At 57.9% G+C, this 17215-nt stretch carries 15 protein-coding genes and 1 tRNA gene; 5 read left to right on the top strand and 11 right to left on the bottom strand.

What is annotated here, in order from left to right; translation table 11 throughout:
• Positions 1-48: 48 nt before the first annotated feature.
• The 3 genes from JK208_RS05710 (at position 49) to JK208_RS05700 (ending at position 3808) form a co-directional block, all read left to right on the top strand.
• Positions 49-1533, top strand: a complete 1485-nt coding sequence (locus tag JK208_RS05710; RefSeq protein ID WP_194260989.1) for a sugar porter family MFS transporter — start codon at positions 49-51, stop codon at positions 1531-1533.
• A gap of 35 nt (positions 1534-1568) precedes the next feature.
• On the top strand, positions 1569-2027 hold the full coding sequence (locus JK208_RS05705; protein ID WP_211574826.1) for an HIT family protein: 459 nt from the start codon (positions 1569-1571) through the stop codon (positions 2025-2027).
• A gap of 173 nt (positions 2028-2200) precedes the next feature.
• Positions 2201-3808: a hypothetical protein gene (locus JK208_RS05700; protein ID WP_211574824.1), complete on the top strand. Its 1608-nt coding sequence runs from the start codon at positions 2201-2203 to the stop codon at positions 3806-3808.
• 96 nt (positions 3809-3904) lie between these two features.
• Here JK208_RS05700 and JK208_RS05695 read toward each other — a convergent pair whose 3' ends face one another.
• From JK208_RS05695 to rfbB, 5 genes are all read right to left on the bottom strand, one after another.
• Entirely contained in the window at positions 3905-4861 is a 957-nt protein-coding gene (locus JK208_RS05695; protein WP_211574822.1) for a glycosyltransferase, read from the bottom strand.
• A 108-nt stretch (positions 4862-4969) separates the two neighbouring features.
• A complete protein-coding gene (rfbD, locus tag JK208_RS05690) occupies positions 4970-5860 on the bottom strand; it encodes a dTDP-4-dehydrorhamnose reductase (protein WP_211575217.1) in 891 nt (296 codons plus the stop codon).
• A gap of 8 nt (positions 5861-5868) precedes the next feature.
• On the bottom strand, positions 5869-6432 hold the full coding sequence (gene rfbC / locus JK208_RS05685; protein WP_194260985.1) for a dTDP-4-dehydrorhamnose 3,5-epimerase: 564 nt from the start codon (positions 6430-6432) through the stop codon (positions 5869-5871).
• 79 nt (positions 6433-6511) lie between these two features.
• Positions 6512-7378: a glucose-1-phosphate thymidylyltransferase RfbA gene (rfbA, locus tag JK208_RS05680; RefSeq protein ID WP_194261305.1), complete on the bottom strand. Its 867-nt coding sequence runs from the start codon at positions 7376-7378 to the stop codon at positions 6512-6514.
• Between the two features lie 20 nt (positions 7379-7398).
• On the bottom strand, positions 7399-8454 hold the full coding sequence (gene rfbB, locus JK208_RS05675) for a dTDP-glucose 4,6-dehydratase (RefSeq protein WP_194260984.1): 1056 nt from the start codon (positions 8452-8454) through the stop codon (positions 7399-7401).
• Between the two features lie 197 nt (positions 8455-8651).
• Between rfbB and JK208_RS05670 the strand changes: the two genes are divergently transcribed.
• Together JK208_RS05670 and JK208_RS05665 are read left to right on the top strand one after the other, a co-directional pair.
• On the top strand, positions 8652-10700 hold the full coding sequence (locus JK208_RS05670) for a hypothetical protein (RefSeq protein ID WP_211574820.1): 2049 nt from the start codon (positions 8652-8654) through the stop codon (positions 10698-10700).
• A complete protein-coding gene (locus tag JK208_RS05665) occupies positions 10697-11383 on the top strand; it encodes a histidine phosphatase family protein (RefSeq protein ID WP_062107145.1) in 687 nt (228 codons plus the stop codon). Before JK208_RS05670 ends, JK208_RS05665 begins: the two co-directional genes overlap by 4 nt.
• A 110-nt stretch (positions 11384-11493) precedes the next feature.
• On the opposite strand, the gene JK208_RS05660 is transcribed toward JK208_RS05665, so the two are convergent.
• From JK208_RS05660 to mnmE, 6 genes are all read right to left on the bottom strand, one after another.
• Positions 11494-11569: transfer RNA gene (locus JK208_RS05660), tRNA-Lys, on the bottom strand.
• 118 nt (positions 11570-11687) lie between these two features.
• Positions 11688-12563 (bottom strand): ParB/RepB/Spo0J family partition protein, encoded by an 876-nt coding sequence (locus JK208_RS05655; RefSeq protein ID WP_211574818.1) that lies wholly within the window; start codon positions 12561-12563, stop codon positions 11688-11690.
• A 6-nt stretch (positions 12564-12569) separates the two neighbouring features.
• Positions 12570-13373, bottom strand: coding sequence for an AAA family ATPase (locus JK208_RS05650; RefSeq protein WP_211574816.1), 804 nt, complete (start codon positions 13371-13373; stop codon positions 12570-12572).
• Positions 13363-13944 carry a 16S rRNA (guanine(527)-N(7))-methyltransferase RsmG gene (gene rsmG, locus JK208_RS05645; RefSeq protein WP_077803621.1) on the bottom strand — a complete coding sequence of 194 codons (582 nt, stop codon included), beginning with the start codon at positions 13942-13944 and terminating at the stop codon, positions 13363-13365. The genes JK208_RS05650 and rsmG overlap by 11 nt, the downstream gene beginning before the upstream one ends.
• Positions 13941-15797: a tRNA uridine-5-carboxymethylaminomethyl(34) synthesis enzyme MnmG gene (mnmG, locus tag JK208_RS05640; protein ID WP_211574814.1), complete on the bottom strand. Its 1857-nt coding sequence runs from the start codon at positions 15795-15797 to the stop codon at positions 13941-13943. The genes rsmG and mnmG overlap by 4 nt, the downstream gene beginning before the upstream one ends.
• Positions 15798-15800: 3 nt before the next feature.
• A complete protein-coding gene (gene mnmE, locus JK208_RS05635; protein WP_211574812.1) occupies positions 15801-17105 on the bottom strand; it encodes a tRNA uridine-5-carboxymethylaminomethyl(34) synthesis GTPase MnmE in 1305 nt (434 codons plus the stop codon).
• Positions 17106-17215: the final 110 nt, after the last annotated feature.

The raw sequence follows: 17215 nt of genomic DNA, 5'->3' as shown, positions 1-17215 counted from the left end.
TTCTGCCGAACCTGAAAAACCAATCGTTTCGTGATATGTTATCCCCCTATGGAAAACGATACGAAAACAGTCCGAACCGGACGGGAGCATATTGATCCCGCGTCCATCGAAGTTTCTCCCAATGCCAAGCTGATGCTGATTCTGGCGGCTGTAGTCGCTGCGATCTGCGGCGGTTTGTATGGCTATGACACCGGCATCATCTCGGGCACGCTGCCTCTGATCGGGGATGATTTCCATCTGAATGCCACCATGAAGGAATGGGTGGCTTCCGCGATCCTTCTGGGGGCGATTTTCGGTGCCTTTGGTGCAGGAAGTCTGTCGGAGAAGTTCGGACGGCGGAACACCACCTGTCTGGTCAGTGGCGTGTTCGTGGCGGGAGCGACGGCCTGCTCGCTGGCGCCGGATGTCTGGAGCCTGATTGCGGCACGGTTTGTGCTGGGGCTGGCGGTTGGCGGTTCGACGCAGGTCGTGCCGATGTATATTTCCGAACTGGCGCCGCAGGAACGTCGCGGCACGCTGGTGACGCTGTTTAATGTGGCGATCGGTCTGGGCATTTTGATTGCCAACATCATCGGCTTTACCCAGCGTGTGGCCTGGGGCTGGCGCCCCATGGTGGGTATTGCGGCCATTCCGGCCGCGATCGTGTTCGTTTCCATGTTCTTCATGCCCAAGAGCCCGCGCTGGGTGGCAGAAAATGAGGGCATGAAGAGTGCCATCATCCAGCTTGGCCGCATTCGCACGACCAAGCGGGCCATCCGCCGGGAAGTCCAGACCATTCGCGAAAATGCTGAAGGGATCGAGCCGCAGAACCGGGGTTGGCGCGGTCTGTTCCAGCCGTGGGTGCGTCCTGCGCTTGTGGCGGCGCTTGGTGTTGCGTTCTTTACGCAGTGCGGCGGCCTGGAGATGATGATCTACTATACTCCGACCTTCCTGAATGATGCGGGTTTCGGCACGTCTTCCGCCCTTCTGGCGTCGCTGGGTGTGGCGGTGATTTACTGCATCATGACGTTTCTGGGCTGCATGTTCGTGGACCGGATCGGCCGTCGTCGTCTGATGCTCATTATGGGGCCGGGGGCTGCGCTGTCGCTCGTTGGGCTTGGCGTGATGTTCCTGAGCCATCCGGCTCCGGGCAGCACGGGGGCCTATCTGATCGTTGTGTTCCTGCTACTGTTCATGATGTTCAATTCCGGCGGGATTCAGGTGTGTGGCTGGCTGCTGGGGGCGGAAATGTTCCCGCTGTCGATGCGTGGACAGGCGACATCGCTTCATGCCGCGACGCTGTGGGGGGCTGATCTTCTGGTGACCAGCACGGCGCTGAGCATGGCGGAAGCCATCGGGCTGAGCTGGACGATGTGGTTCTATGCGTTCGTCAATCTGGCGTCCGTGATTTTCGTGTTCTTCTTCGTGCCGGAAACGGCGGGTGCCTCTCTGGAAGATATTGAAGAAGCGCTGGTTGAAAAGCGCTTTCGCCCCACCCGCGGGAATACGCGGATCGTGCAGAGCGAAGACGAGGACGTCGAAGTCGCTGCATGATACGCTCTCCCCTTCACGCAGAAGGGGAACCGACCATGACGGATGTTATCGCACAGAGGGTTGCTACCGCACGACGTGGCAGCAACCCTTCTGTTATCGGGCGGATGAAATCGGGCTGGCTGGTGATCGGGGAGACGCAGCCTCTGCCGGGATATTGTCAGCTCTTGGCCGACCCGGTTGTGCCGACGATCAATGACCTGCACGGCGAGGCACGGGCACAGTATCTGGCCGACATGGCGGCGGTCGGGGATGCGCTGCTGGCGATCACTGGCGCGGTGCGGATCAATTATGAGACGTGGTGCAATCTGGTGCCGTCCCTGCATACCCATATCGTGCCGCGCTATGCGTCCGAAGATCCCGAAAAAGCTACGCGCCCGGCGGGGACGGTCTATGATTACGACGCCGCACGTCCGTCCAGCCTGGAGCAGGATGGTGCGTTCATGGAGGCCATGCGCCGGTTTTTATTTCTGGCTCAGGATATAATAAACCTATGATCGTATCCGCTGAAAACACGTAAAGTTTTCTTTGTTGAGATAGTGAATCCAGGGGTTATTTTCTTGTTTTCTCAAGAAATGGTTATCTTTTCCAAGGCGATTGTTGGAGTAGATTTGCATACAGGTTTGATCTATTTAATAAAAACCACGCCGATTTTTTAAAGAAAGTTATTATGGCATATTATATAAAATCAGCAGAAGATGAATTCGTTATTAGATGCAACGAAGAATTTTCAAAAGATAAAAATCCAAAAAATCCGTTGCGTAAAATAATAATGCTTAAATTTAAGAAATTTCCGGCTTTAGGAATTATTTTTTCTCTGGAAAATTTTGATCCTGATATTGGAATTGAAAGTTTTACTAAATGTTTTAAGAAAGTTATTTCCATAGATGAAGCGTATTTAAGAGAAAGTATTGGAATAAATTTTTTAGAAACAGGAACTTATCTAAGATGTATACCGTCTAGTGAGACTGTTGATGATTTGGGGTTTCATTATTTAGGATGGGAAGAATTGAATGAATTATATTTTGATGAAAATAAATCTGATGAAAATATTAAATTAGTTTGCGAAGAAATTATAAAAGCATCTCACTTAGATGGAGATATTATTTTAAATTCAGATTTGGGTTGGGCAAGCTTTGTAAAGGATTTGTATATAATAAAGAATTTTATCAATTTAAACTTAGATATTTATCCACTTATTTTAAAAGAATATATTGTAAAGAATGAAAACTACCTAAGGATTATAAAGAAAAATATAGGAAATTCAATAAAAGAAGCAGTTTGTTTCTTAAAAAATCAAAAATCAGATAGTTTTGACATTGTTCCTGATCTTGGTGTTGGAATTCTCTCCGCTTCTTTAAGAAATTATATTGAAAGAGACAGAAATTCTCAAGTATTTGAGACAACTCCTATTGAGATCCCGGTGGGATTTATGTCTGCACATAAAGATGCGGTGATGGGGAGAAAGGGTCATGCTTTTTTGACCGGTGGTTCAAATAATTTGATTGAACAATATGATAATAAAAATGAAAAGGATCTAACGTCAGAAGCATGGTACTCCCTATTAAAAATAAGAAATAAAAAAGTAAGTAGTTTGAATTCAAAATTTATTCAAATAATAATACCAGAAAAAATATCTGTTTACCCTGATTTATTTCCGTTTGAAATTAGAACTCCAACAAATAATTTGTTTGAATTAGAAAAAAAACTTCATGAAGATGATTTTTACACGTCTATTTTGAGTACATTTTCTAGAAAAGACTTAAAAAATAAGGAAAATTTATATAAAAAGCTTGATACGCACCTTCAGCCAAGAGGAAGTTATGAAATATTCTCACACATATTGGGATTAATTTTTAATTTTATTTCTGGAGAAAAAGAATTTAATAAAGAAATGATTTTAAAAGGGGATTTGAGTGATCGAATTTTAGGTAATTTCATTTACGATAAATTCTATGAGACTGAAAATGATGAATTTATGTCTGACAGGATTAATGTGGAAACTTTCCATGGTGTTCCTGGAAAGCATACAGGACAATATTCAGTCTGGAACAATCCGTCAGCGCCTGTAAAAAAGAAAGTAATTGCTTTTGGAAATTCTTTTTTTGGAAACTGTCTTGACCAGGGATGTCTTGGGTGGTGGTTTTCCAACTATTTAGAAAATTTTTATTGCGTCTGGTCATCAAATATTGATTTTGATCTTGTGGAAAAAGAGAAACCCGATCTGGTTATCTGTCAGACGGCTGAAAGATTTATGAATATAGTCCCACAATATTAAAGTTAATCAAGATTTTATCTGGGAATATTACGGTCATTCCAGCCTCTCTCGGCTGAGAGCGTAGAAAATCTTATTGTCGTGTTGGTTGAGTTTCAATCATTCCTGGTCTGCAAATAGATACCAGAGCCGGAAGACAACATTCTCGGAAAATCTCTGGCGTTTGAGGTTCTGGTATCTGAACAGCAGGCTCAGGCGCGCAGGAAATGTTTGTGCCGCCGCGAGATCCTGCAGAAGACGCAGAGCTGGGGGAGACAGGTTTTCCGGCTGGCCCAGCAGATGTGTCACGTTGGTGTGGAAGATCGTCATGAAGGCCTTGGGGCCGCGGCGGCAGGCTGCCACGGCACGTCTGATGAAGGAGCCGGTTGCACCGACCGTATTCTGAGCGTGCTGCCGGTAGTAGCTGACGCAACGGTTGTCGAAAATGATCTCGCCGCCTGCGGCGGCTGTCAGGAGATAGGCCCACCAGTCATGCAGGATCGACGGCGGCGGAGAGTTGTTTCGCAGCAGCCTGTGTGTTGCGGCGTTCAGCAGAACCGTATGCCCTGTTGCGATGTTCTGTGTCAGGGAGGCCGGGAAGTCGGGTTTGCGTCGCAGGGTCGGGGATTTCTGGAGAATGGTGAGATTGGCATTCGTCAGATATTGCCGGGCACAATACAGGAGTGGTGTTCCGTTCGGGTATCGGCGGGCCGCGTCTTCGATTTCTTTCACGGCCCATTCGAGTTTCTGGTGTTCCCAGATGTCGTCCTGATCGGCGAAGGAGACATAAGGTGTGTCCGGGACGGCGTCGAGCAGATGGGCATAGGACCCGGCGACACCAAGGCGCTCATGCCGGTTTGCGATCTCGACGCATCGTCCCTGTCCGGGGCCTTCTGCAAAAGCGCGCATCCGGCTTTTGGAGCCGTCAGTGGAGGCATCGTCGCGCCAGTACAGGGTCCAGTCCGTATGGGTCTGGGCCAGGATGCTGGCGAGTTGCGCGTCCAGATAAACGGCACCGTTATATAATGACAGGAGGATGGCGACGTGGCGGGAAGGTTCGGCCCTTTTCTGTGTCATGTTTCGGCACCCGGGCTTAAGGCCGAAAGATGGAGAAAGGGAATCATTCGAACGCAACGCCAGAGAGAGACAGGCGGTTGCCCCCTGCCGGGAGAGGGCAACAGTCGGTCAGGCTTCAGAAAACAGCTTGTGAACGATACGCGTCACGCTGTGGCGCCAGTCTGGCATCTTTACGCCGAAAACGCGATGGAGCTTGTCATTGTCCATCCGGGAGTCCTGCGGACGCTTGGCGGGGGTAGGCCAGTCTTCGGTGCGGATGGCGTTGACCTGCGGCATGGTCTGGCCGTGTTTCGCGGCTTCTTCCAGAGCGGCGACGGCAAGGCCGTACCATGTGGTTTCGCCGGAGCCGCTGGCGTGGAAAATGCCCCTGTACTGCGGTTTCCAGCCATCGCGTTCGATCAGGGCGATGATGGCGAGAATGGCTTCGGCCAGATCGTCTGAACTGGTCGGATTGCCGCTCTGGTCTCCCACGACCTTAAGCACAGGGTTTTTGGCGCCTGCATTGATCATGGTGCGGACGAAATTTTTACCATGGGCCGAATAGACCCATGACGTGCGCAGGATGATACTTTTGATGTTCGCGGTCAGGACGGCCTGTTCGCCTTCGGCTTTGGTGCTGCCATAGACCGTCTCGGGAGAGGTGGCGTCGTCTTCGGTATAAGGCGCGCCCTTGTCGCCGGAGAAAACATAGTCCGTCGAGACGTGGATGAACGGAATGTCTGCCTGTGCACAGGCAGCAGCGAGTGCCGCCGGGCCGGAATTATTGGCGCGGGCAGCGCCCTCTTTTTCCGTTTCGGCCAGATCGACAGCCGTCCAGGCGGCAGCGTTTACGACGACGGAAGGTTTGTATTTTTCAACGGCGGCGGGGATCGTTTCCGGGTGGTCGAAATCAAATTCCGGCCGTCCGATACGGATGACGCGGCCATTGCCGAGCGTTTGGAGGGACGTGGCAAGCTGACCGTTGCCGCCTGTGACGAGAATGGGACCTGTGCCGGGCATGGTCATGCTCACTTTTCGTACTGGAACCAGCCTTTGGATTCCGAGAAATGCGGTGCGACCAGATCCTTGTCGGACAGGACGGCATCAGCTTCGGAAACGGGCCAGTCGATCTTCAGTTCCGGGCAGTTCCAGATGACCGCGCGTTCTGATGCCTTGCTGTAGAGCGCGGTGCATTTGTACTGGACTTCGGTATTTTCCTCGAGTGTCACGAAACCGTGCAGGAAGCCAGGCGGCACCCAGAGTTGGGACCAGTTTTCTGCGGACAGTTCAGCGGCTGCCCATTGGCCGTAGGTTGGCGATCCTGTGCGGACATCGACGGCGACGTCCCAGATAGCGCCGCGTGTGACGCGCACCAGTTTGCCCTGCGCATAGGGGGCCAACTGGCAGTGCAGGCCACGGACGACGCCTTTCTGGCGCGACAGGCTCTGGTTGTCCTGAACGAAGGGCAGGGTAATGCCAGCGTCGTTCATGCGATCAACATTGTAGGTCTCGGAGAAGAAGCCGCGATTGTCACCAAAACGGGGAGGCGTAACGAGAATGACCTCTGGAATGGAAAGACGTTCGACCTTCATGCTGAAATCCTGCCGTGAAAATTTCTAAAAAAGGGTTCCGGCCGCGTATTTCAGCGGACCAAGAACCCTGGGAACAAAATCAGCTGTTGGCCAGTTCCAGAAGCAGGCGGCCCAGTTCGGTTTTGCCCATCTTCTTGGCGTGATCGCGAAGCTGATCGGCATTGATGAACTTGTTGCGAAAGGCGACCTCGGCGGGAGAGCCGACCAGCATGCCTTGGCGGGACTGAATGGTCTGCACGAAAGTTCCGGCCTGCATCAGGCTGTCGGGCATACCGGCATCAAGCCAAGCGCAGCCGCGGCCCAGACGGTCCACCTGAAGCGTACCTTCTTCGAGATACATGCGGTTGAGGTCGGTGATTTCCAGTTCGCCCCGGGGGCTAGGCTTCACTTTTTTGGCGAAATCCACGACGCGGTGATCGTAGAAATACAGCCCCGTGATGGCCCAGTTGGAGTCTGGATGGGTCGGCTTTTCCTCGACCTTGAGGGCGAGGCCGCTCTCGTCGAAGGAGACCACGCCATAACGCTCAGGATCGCGGACCTGATAGGCGAAGACGGTGGCACCTTCGGGGCGGTTGGAGGCTGCGCGCAGCAGGACGCCGAGATGTTCGGAGAAAATCAGGTTATCGCCCAGCGCCAGCGCGCAGGGTGCACCCTGAATCCAGTCTTCGGCGATCAGGAAGGCCTGTGCCAGACCATCCGGGGAGGGCTGGACGCGATATTCGAAAGTCACGCCGAACTGCGAGCCGTCGCCTAGAAGACGCTGGAACTGGGGCATGTCATGGGGCGTCGTGATGATCATGATGTCCCGGATTCCCGCCAGCATCAGCGTGGAAAGGGGATAGTAGATCATCGGTTTGTCATAGACCGGCAGCAGCTGCTTGGAGGCTGCCATCGTCATCGGATACAGGCGTGTGCCCGAACCGCCGGCGAGGATGATGCCCTTCATGGGCTTGGTCTCGATGGTGCTCACTTGCTGGCTCCCAGTCTCTGGCCTGTGTAGCGCTTGGAGCGGATACCTTCCCACCAGGCGCGGTTGTCGAGATACCACTGGACCGTCTTGCGGATGCCGCTTTCGAAATCGTGCGTCGCTTTCCAGTCGAGTTCCTTCTCGGCGTGGGACGGGTCGATTTCGTAGCGGAAATCATGGCCGGGGCGGTCGGTGACGAAGCGGATCAGGCGTTCGCGCGGGCCAGCCGGGTCCGGCTGAAGCTCATCGAGGATGGCGCAGATCTTCTTGACGACTTCAAGATTTGTGCGGGGCTGGCGGGCGCCGATGGCATAGGTTTCGCCCGGTTTGCCGGTTTCGACCGCCTTGACCAGAGCTTCGGCGTGGTCTTCGACAAACAGCCAGTCGCGGACGTTTTCGCCTTTGCCGTAAACCGGAAGGTCGCGGCCTTCGATCGCATTGATCGTGACCAGCGGAATCAGCTTCTCGGGGAAGTGCCAGATGCCGTAATTGTTGGTGGTGTTGGTGACGAAGGTTGGCAGGCCGTAGGTATGGAACCAGGCGCGGACCAGATGGTCGGACGACGCCTTGGAGGCCGAATACGGGCTGCGGGGATCGTAGGGGGTTGTTTCGGTAAATGGCGGATCGTTCGGCTCCAGATGGCCGAAGACTTCGTCCGTGGAAATATGATGAAAGCGGAAGGCCTTCTTTTCAGCGTCTCCCAGCGTGTTCCAGTATTTGCGTGCCGCTTCGAGGAGGGAGTAGGTGCCGACGACGTTCGTCTGGATAAAAATGCCGGGGCCGTCGATTGAGCGGTCCACATGGCTTTCCGCCGCGAGATGCATGACGGCGTCGGGGCGATATTCCTCGAACAGGCGCTGCATTTCCACACCGTTCACGATGTTCGCACGCGCATGGGAGTAGCGGGGGTCGCCTGCGACTTCGCTGATGGTGTCTTCCGAGGCTGCATAAGTCATGCAGTCAACATTCAGGACCGAGTGGTCCGTGTTCCGGATCAGATGGCGTATAACGGCCGATCCTATGAAGCCGCAACCGCCTGTCAGCAAAATCCGCATTTGAACCTCTTGGTTAAAATCAGGGTCTGGACCCCTGCAGAGTCATTTGATCTTACAGTGTTGTTGGAACAGCGCAAATAACGCTGCGGGAGCTTCTGTAAAATCATGAAGATGATTTTCACGGACTGTTTTCGCCTCTCGCGCTGGCCGGGCTGATGGGCTAATCCCACAGTCGTGCGGAGGCAGGAGAGGCAGGCATGCTGGCTGATACTTTGACACGCTCTTTGACGGATGTTCTGGAGCGGCCCGATCTGCGGGTGATTGCGGATGGGCTGGTGCCGATTCTGGATGTGTCACTGCCGCTTCCGTTCCGGATCGAGGGAGAGTTGGTGCCGGGGCAGGCTTTCTGCCTGCGTACAGCGACGCTCAAGCTCGGCGGACTATGTCTTGAGGCCCCGCGCCTTGCGCCGACTTTCCTGCGGCATGCCATTGAACTTATGCGGTTGCTGGAGCCGGGCGCCAATCCGTTTCTGGCCAGCTTTGCTGCGGCGCGCGTGGCGGCGTTGTTTCATGCGCTGGATACTGGTGATGTTGCGCCGCTTCCGGCTTGGTTGGCCGTGTTTGCGGGCGACGTGCCTGACGCTCCGGCCCTTTTGCAGAGCTGGGAGACGCTGAGCGCGTTTTTGCCGGATCTGCCGCCTTTCACACAGTCTGAAGCCGAGCGTCTGCAAGGGGTTCTGAGCCGGTTGTGGCCCGTTCTGGCACCCGCCGAGAGCCTGATGAGCGGGGGCGGGGATTCCCGGCTGGCCGTTGATCCGCATACCGGGTTGAACCGGTATTCCAGCTCCCATCGTCCTCGGCCCTGGGCGATCACTTTTGGTTCATCGACGGCGTCTTCGCTGTCCGAACGCGGTTTTGGAGGGGCTGAATCCGCTCGACGCACCATGATGAGTGCGCTGCTTGCCAAGCAGGACCCGGATCTGGTTCAGGAAGGTGTCGTGCGCCGGGCTCGTGCGGCGATCGGGGCTCATTATGGTCTGCCGGAGGATGCGGTTCTGCTGTCGGCATCCGGGACGGACTGTGAACTGGCGGTTCTGGCGCTTGTGGCGGCGGGAACGCAGCGTCCGGTGACGTCCATTCTTCTGGCCCCGGATGAAACGGGCAGCGGGGTGCCTCTGGCGGCTTGCGGTCGACATTTTGCGACGGACAGTGCGTGCTCCACGCTAGTGGGCAAGGGCGAGGTGATCGAAGGATTTTCGCCGGAAACGCGGCTGATCGGTGTTGATATCCGTGCGGCTGACGGGACGGCGCGGCCTGTTGCGGAGATCAATGCGCAATGTGCGGCTCTTGTGCGACGCGAAGCTGCTGAGGGGCGTCATGTGCTGCTGCATCGGCTGGATCAGTCCAAGACCGGGCTTGCGGCACCGGACATGGATCTTGTCTGGGAATTGTGTACCGAGCTGGGCGATCAGCTCAGCGTCGTTATCGATGTCTGTCAGGCGCGCCTGAGTCCGTCGCGGGTGGCGGACTGGGTGGAACGAGGAATCATCGTCATGGTGACCGGCTCCAAGTTCTTTACGGGCCCACCTTTCTGTGGGGCCATTCTTCTCCCTCCTGAAATCCGCAATCGTTTACCGTCCCTGTCGCTTCCGAAGGGATTGCGGGCTTATGGCAACCGCGATGAGTGGCCGGAAGGCGCGGATGCGTCGGCGCTCAATAACGGTCACAATATCGGGCTGGCCCTGCGTTGGTATGCGGCGCTGGCCGAAATGGACGCGCTGTTTGCGCTGCCCGATCCGGTCATTCGCAGTCGTCTGACGCGGTTCATGACGGAGGCCGTTGCCATGGTGCGGGCCCGTCCTGTCCTGACTATGCTGCCCATGGGGACGCCTTTTGATGACGGGCGCTGGGATGCCGTTCCGACCATCCTGTCGTTTCTGGTGGAGGACCCGCATGCGCCCGGCCAGCCCCTTGCGCTGGAAGATGCGCGACGGCTGCATCGCTGGCTGAATGCGGATCTGTCGCCCTGGGTGGCGGAAGGAGAGGGCAGTTTGCTCTGTGTTCTGGGTCAGCCCGTCCCAGTGCCGCATCCGATGCTGGATGGACCGGCGGGCGCGCTGCGTCTGTGTGCGGGGGCGCGGCTGGTTTCGGGTGAGCCGTCGCATGAAGGGCTGGACGAGGAGCGCCGCTTACAGCGCGAATGCATGGATGCGCGCCGGGTGCTTGGAAAACTGGAACTGATCCTCAAACACTGGGATGTTCTGCTGGACGCGAACCCCGTCCCTCGTTACGCCCCATTAGCATGACCCAGACAGATAAAGCGGTCCCGCACGGGCATTTTCTCGATACGCCGGAACTGCCGAAGGGCGTGACCCGGTTCTGGATGATTCGCCACGCGGTCGTGGAAGCCAGTGCGCGCAAGACGATGTATGGGGCGCTCGATGTGCCACTGTGCCGGGAAGCAATGGCAAGCCAGCAGGGCGGCTATGCCACGCTGGCGCGACGTCTGCCGACTGATGCGCTGTGGTATAGTTCGCCGCTCCAGCGCGCGCGTGATACTGCAAGCGAGATCCGTAAGGCAGGGGCGTTTTCGCAGGATGTGACGATTGACGGCCGTTTCATCGAGCAGTCGATCGGGGAATGGCATGGAACGCCGCATACGGAGTTCATGTCTCTGCTGCGACTGCCACCCAATCCGTTCTGGTCCATTTCCGCGTGTGAACTGCCGCCGGGCGGAGAGAGCATGCTGGATGTCTGTGCGCGCGTGGCGCATGGTCTGGAGGATCTGGCGAACGCTCATGAAGGTGAAGACATGGTTGTCGTCAGCCATGGGGGAGCCATCCGCGCGGCTCTGGCGCATGCGCTGGGCGTGCATCCCGATACGGCACTGCGGTTTTCGATCCAGAACCTGTCCATTACCATTCTGGAGCGTATCGACTGCCTGTGGCGTGTCGTGACGGTTAACGAACTGCCAGATTTCCGGGGCTAAACTTACGCGGTAGTCTCTGGATTTCAGAGGCTGCCGAAAAGCACGAAAAGAGCCTTGGCGGGCTTCGGAAATTCAGCATGAAATTTTTGGGAAATAACCGGAGACGGGCATGGTGGGCACACAAGGGCTCGAACCTTGGACCCGCTGATTAAGAGTCAGCTGCTCTACCAACTGAGCTATGTGCCCATGGCCCGTCTACCGGTGGAGCGGCTTATAGCGGGATTCGGTGGGAAGCTGCAAGAGGTTTTTCTTCTTTTCTTCGTGGCTGGTCTGAAAAAGAAGAAAAACCTTATTTTTCAGTGTCTTATTTGCGGTTGAGGAGGCGCATGACGCTTTCGAACTGCTCCAGAGACGTATAGTCGATCTTCAGGGAGCCGCCTTTTTTGCCGTTATAGGAAATATGGACTTTCAGGCCGAGGCGGGAAGAGAGATCGTTTTCGATCTGGAGAATTTCCGCGTCCCGCGATTTTTTGGCCGGGGTCGTGGTTTCTTTGCCGCTGGTGAGCGCTTCTGTCTGGCGGACGTTCAGGCCGCGGGCGATAACGAGTTTGGCGGCAGCGACCGGATCGGGATGGGTCAGCAGGGCGCGGGCGTGACCGGCTGTGAGGTCGCCGTTGCGGACATGCGCGCGGACTTCCGGCGGCAGGTTCAGCAGGCGCATGGTGTTGGTGATGTGCGGGCGGGACTTGCCAACGGCGCCGGCCAGTTCTTCCTGCGTCAAGGTATAGTCCGTGACCAGACGTTGCAGGCCTTCGGCTTCTTCGATCGGGTTGAGATCCGCGCGCTGGAGGTTCTCGACCAGAGCAGCGGCCATCGCGTCCGTGTCGTCCAGTTCGCGGATATGGACGGGGACGCTGTGCAGGCCTGCGAGCTGTGAGGCGCGCCAGCGGCGCTCACCGGCAATGATCTGGTAATGACCCTGCTTTTCCGGATCGGGGCGGACGAGCAGGGGTTGCAGGACGCCGCGTGAGCGGATGGAATCGGCCAGTTCGGACAGGCGTTCGGGATTCATGTCCTGTCGTGGCTGGAAGGGGCTTGGGGCCAGAACATCCACGGGCAGGGAGGAATGCTGCTGCGGCTGGGCGTTTGCGCGTGTGGCGCGGGCCAGTTGCGGCGCCTGATCGCCCAGAAGGGCTGCGAGGCCGCGACCAAGACGCGGGGAACTGTCCTTTTTGGCCATCGCCGGTTACGCCTTTGTCTTGTTCTTGTTGCGTTTGATCAGTTCGTCCGCCAGCGCCAGATAGGCGATGGCTCCGGTGGACCTGGCGTCGTAATCCAGCACCGGGCTGCCGTGGCTCTGGGCTTCGGAAATGCGGATATTGCGCGGGATGATCGTTTCGAACACCTGATCGCCGAAGAAGCCGCGCGCATCCTGCGCCACGAGTTCGGACAGGTTGTTGCGTCGGTCATACATCGTCAGGATGATGCCTTCGAGATGCAGGTCTGCGTTGAAGGCGCGGCGGATGCGGTCGATGGTGCGGACGAGCTGGCTGATACCTTCGAGCGCAAAGAACTCGCATTGCAGCGGCACGATCACGCTGTCGGACGCGACCAGAGCGTTGAGCGTCAGCAGACCGAGGCTGGGCGGACAGTCGATCAGGATCGTGTCGTAATCGCCTTCAAGCGCATGCAGGGCATCGCGCAGACGGTATTCACGGCGCTCGTCCCCGATCATTTCAAGCTCTGCACCGGCCAGTTCGTTGTTGGCCGTAATGATCGAGAGATTCTCGAACGCGGTCGGCTGGGGCAGCGCATGAGGTTCGGCTTCAACCATCAGCGCGGCATAGGTACCGGTGTTGCGCTGGTCGTAGTCGATGCCCAAGCCGGTTGAGGCGTTGCCCTGCGGGTCCAGATCCACGAGCAGAACGCGCTGTCCCTGACGGGCGAGGCCTGCTGCCAGATTGATGGTGGTGGTGGTCTTGCCGACGCCTCCCTTCTGGTTGGTGACGGCAATGATCCGGGTGGTGGGGGATTCGGTTTTAGACGACACGCTTGAAATCACTGACCTTGATGATGGCTCCGCCGGGGTCGGTGCGGCTGGGAACAATGGTGTGGCTCATGTGCCAGTCGGCGCTGGCCTCGGTCAACTCGGCCTGCGCCTTCTGACCTTTCAGAAACAGGCAGAACCCGTCTTCTTTCAGCAATGGCCGTGCCCAGTCCAGGAGCCTGTTGAGGGGGGCCAGCGCCCGGGCCGTGATGATGTCGGCCGGAGGGGGGCTGGCGGCTTCGATACGTTTGGCAATGACCGTGACCTTCGCGTCGCAGATGCGTCCGGCTTCCCGCAAGAAGGCACATTTGCGCTGGTCCGATTCGATCAGGGTGACCGGGTTGCCTGTGGCGATGGCCAGAATGATGCCCGGAAAACCGCCGCCCGACCCCAGATCGGTGATGGTGGCCCCTTCGGGGATCAGCTCGGCAAGCTGGAGGCTGTCCTCGATATGGCGGGGCCAGAGCTGGGCAATGTCCCGCGGGCTGACGAGATTGATTTTCGCGTTCCACTGCACGAGCAGGTCGGCGAAGCGCTCCAGCCTTTCGTGTGTTTCACGTGAAACGGTGGTCATGACAGGGTCCTTACATGGGCCAGCAGGGCGACCAGCGCGGCAGGTGTAACCCCGCGCACGCGCTGTGCTGCGGCGAAACTGGTCGGGCGGGCCTGAGAAAAACGCTCGCGCATTTCGCTGCTCAGGCCACCGATGGCAGTGTAATTCAGATCGGCCGGAAGGGCGATGGCACTTTCCGATGCGAGCTGTCGAATTTCACGATCCTGCCGGTGAAGATAGCCGCCATAGCGGGCTTCGGTCTCGACATGACGGCGCACACGCAGCGGAAGTTCGGCGAACCACGGGGACAGCGCGTTCAGGATCGTATGGTCGCCGTTACTGGCAAGGACGTCCAGAACCGTGCGCCGACGACCATCCAGAGAGACTTCGAAACCGACATCGCGGAGGGCCTGCGGCAGGAAGGTTGTTCCGGCTGCGCGGGCCATGGCGGCGTCGAGTTCGGCTTTCTGGGCGGTGAAAGCGGCTTCGCGTTCGGGCAGAACGCAGCCTGCGGCGATGCCTTTGGGCGTCAGGCGTAGGTCAGCGTTGTCGGCGCGCAAGGTGAGGCGATACTCGGCGCGGGACGTGAACATGCGATAGGGTTCACTGATGCCGTGCAGCGTCAGGTCGTCGATCATGACACCGAGATAGGCGTCGCTGCGATCCAGCGTGAGGGCCTCGTTTCCAGCCGTGGCGCGGGCGGCGTTCAGGCCTGCGAGGAGGCCCTGTGCGCCGGCTTCTTCGTAGCCGGTCGTGCCGTTGATCTGTCCGGCAAGATACAGGCCCGGCAGGCGGCGCAGTTGCAGGGACGGCAGAAGCTCGCGCGGGTCCACGTAATCATATTCGACGGCATAGCCTGCGGTGACGATGCGGGCGTTTTCCAGACCGGGCATGGTGGCGATCATGGCGGCCTGCACGTCGGCGGGCAGGCTGGTGCTGATGCCGTTGGGATAGACCAGATCGCCACCCGGATTGCCGGGCAGGGCTTCGGGTTCGAGAAAGACCTGATGCGAACTGCGGTCGGCGAAGCGGACGACCTTGTCCTCGATGGACGGGCAGTAGCGGGGGCCGCGTCCGGCGATGGCGCCGCCATACATGGCCGAGCGGTGCAGGTTCTCGTTAATGATCCTGTGGGTCTCGGCGGTAGTCTGGGTAATGCGGCAGACGACTTGCGGGTTGGTGATGGCCGTCGTCATGGGGCTGAAGGCCTCGGGTTCGGCATCGCCGGGATCGGCCGGGAGGTTTTCCCAGTCGATGCTATCCTTGGCCAGACGGGGCGGTGTGCCGGTCTTGAGGCGGCCCATCTGGAGGCCGAGCGCATAAAGCCGTTCGCCCAGACGCTTGGCCGGAGCTTCGCCGATGCGACCGGCCTCCGTCTGGGTGTGACCGACATGGATGACGCCGCGCAGGAAGGTTCCGGCGGTTAGTACTACGGCGCCGCAGTGGAACGCGCGGCCGTCTTCGCAGATGACGCCTGTGATGTGGCCGTTCTCTTCGATCAGGTCTCCGGCAGCGCCTTCAAGGATCGTCAGATTGGGGGTAGCGGCGAGTAGATCCTGAATGGCGGCGCGATAGAGCGAACGGTCGGCCTGCGCGCGGGGGCCGTGAACGGCTGGACCCTTGGAACGGTTGAGCAGTTTGAAGTGGATGCCTGCGCGGTCTGCGGCTTTGCCCATCAGGCCGTCGAGCGCGTCGATTTCGCGCACAAGATGGCCTTTGCCGATCCCGCCGATGGCGGGGTTGCAGGACATAGCGCCGATCGTTTCCAGCCGATGGGTGAGCAGCAGGGTGCGCGCGCCGAAACGGGCCGATGCCGCTGCAGCTTCACATCCGGCATGACCGCCGCCGATCACGATGACGTCGAAATCGCTCACAACCTACTTCCCGATACAGAACTGCCCGAAAATCGCATCGAGCAGGGATTCAACATCTACACGTCCGGTCAAACGCCCGAGAGCCAGCATGGACAGCCGGAGTTCTTCGCCCCGCAGTTCCGGCCATGTCGCGGTCCGGGCATGGTCCAGATGGTTTGCGGCCTCCTGGATTCCGGCGCGGTGTCTGGCGCGGGTCAGAGGAGGCGCGGCCGAACCGGCCATGAGAGCGGACACCCGTTCGGACAGAACCTGACGCAGCGCATCAAGTCCTTCGCCGGACTGCGTGCTGATCCCTAACATGCGGGGCAAGGCTGGTGCGATGTCGATTTTCGTCCGGATGGGGATTTCCTGTCCGGAGAGGGTCTCAAGGCTCTCATCCGGGCCGATCAGATGCAGTACGACATCCGCCTGTTTCACGTGAAACAATGCGCGGCGGATGCCTTCGGCTTCGATTTCGTCTTCCGTCTCCCGCAGGCCCGCCGTGTCTATCAGGCGCAGGCGGACGCCATCCAGAATCCAGTCTAGCGCAATGGCATCGCGGGTCGTGCCGGCGCGATGCGTGACGATTGCGGCGTCTGTTCCGGATAACGCATTGAGAAGGCTGGACTTTCCGACGTTTGGCGACCCTGCGATCACGACGGTCAGGCCCTGACGCAGGAGTTCGCCGCGATTGTCCTGAAGGTGGGCGGACATTTCGGTGTGGAGCTTCGAGAGTTCCTCGACCAGTCCGTCTTCCACGTCCTGCGGCAGGTCTTCGTCCGGGAAGTCAATCAGGGCTTCCTGATGGGCGAGGACGAGGCGCAGGCGCTGCGCCCAGTCGTCATACAGGCGGCTCAGGGCGCCGTCAGCCTGACGCAGGGCCTGTTTGCGCTGGCTTTCGGTTTCAGAATCCACGAGATCGGCGATGGCTTCGGCCTGAAGCAGGTCCAGCCGTCCTTTCTGGACGGCGCGCCGGGTGAACTCGCCCGGTTCGGCAGGGCGGGCTCCGAGATCGGTCAGGGCGTCGGCGACGCGGGCGATGATGGCAGGACCGGCATGGAGGTGCAACTCGAAGCCGTCTTCCCCGGTATAGGACTTCGGGCCGGGGAGCCAGAGGGCGACGGCATGGTCGAGCACCTCTGCGTTATGGCGCAGGGTTCGCAGGCTGGCGCGGCGGGGTTCGGGGAGATGTCCGTTGCACAGCGCGCGCAGGATTGTATCGCTGCCGGGGCCGCTGGCGCGCATGATCGCGATGGCGGCGCGGGAGGGACCGGTTGCCAGTGCGAAAATGACCTGCGGGGTGTGGTCCGGGCGGGAGGAGCGCGTCATGGGGTTCTATGTAGTGCAGGAGGCCCCGTGGTGAAAATGGTTAGCTTGCAATGATGGGCGTGCGAGCATGAAAAAAGGGCGGATCGTTTCCGATCCGCCCCTTTTATTCA

Origin of the sequence: Gluconobacter sp. Dm-74 (genome assembly GCF_018256135.1) — a bacterium.
GTDB classification, from domain to species: Bacteria; Pseudomonadota; Alphaproteobacteria; order Acetobacterales; family Acetobacteraceae; genus Gluconobacter; species Gluconobacter cadivus.
The sequence above is the reverse complement of the archived record's forward strand: the minus strand, read 5'-3'. Positions and strand labels throughout refer to the sequence as shown.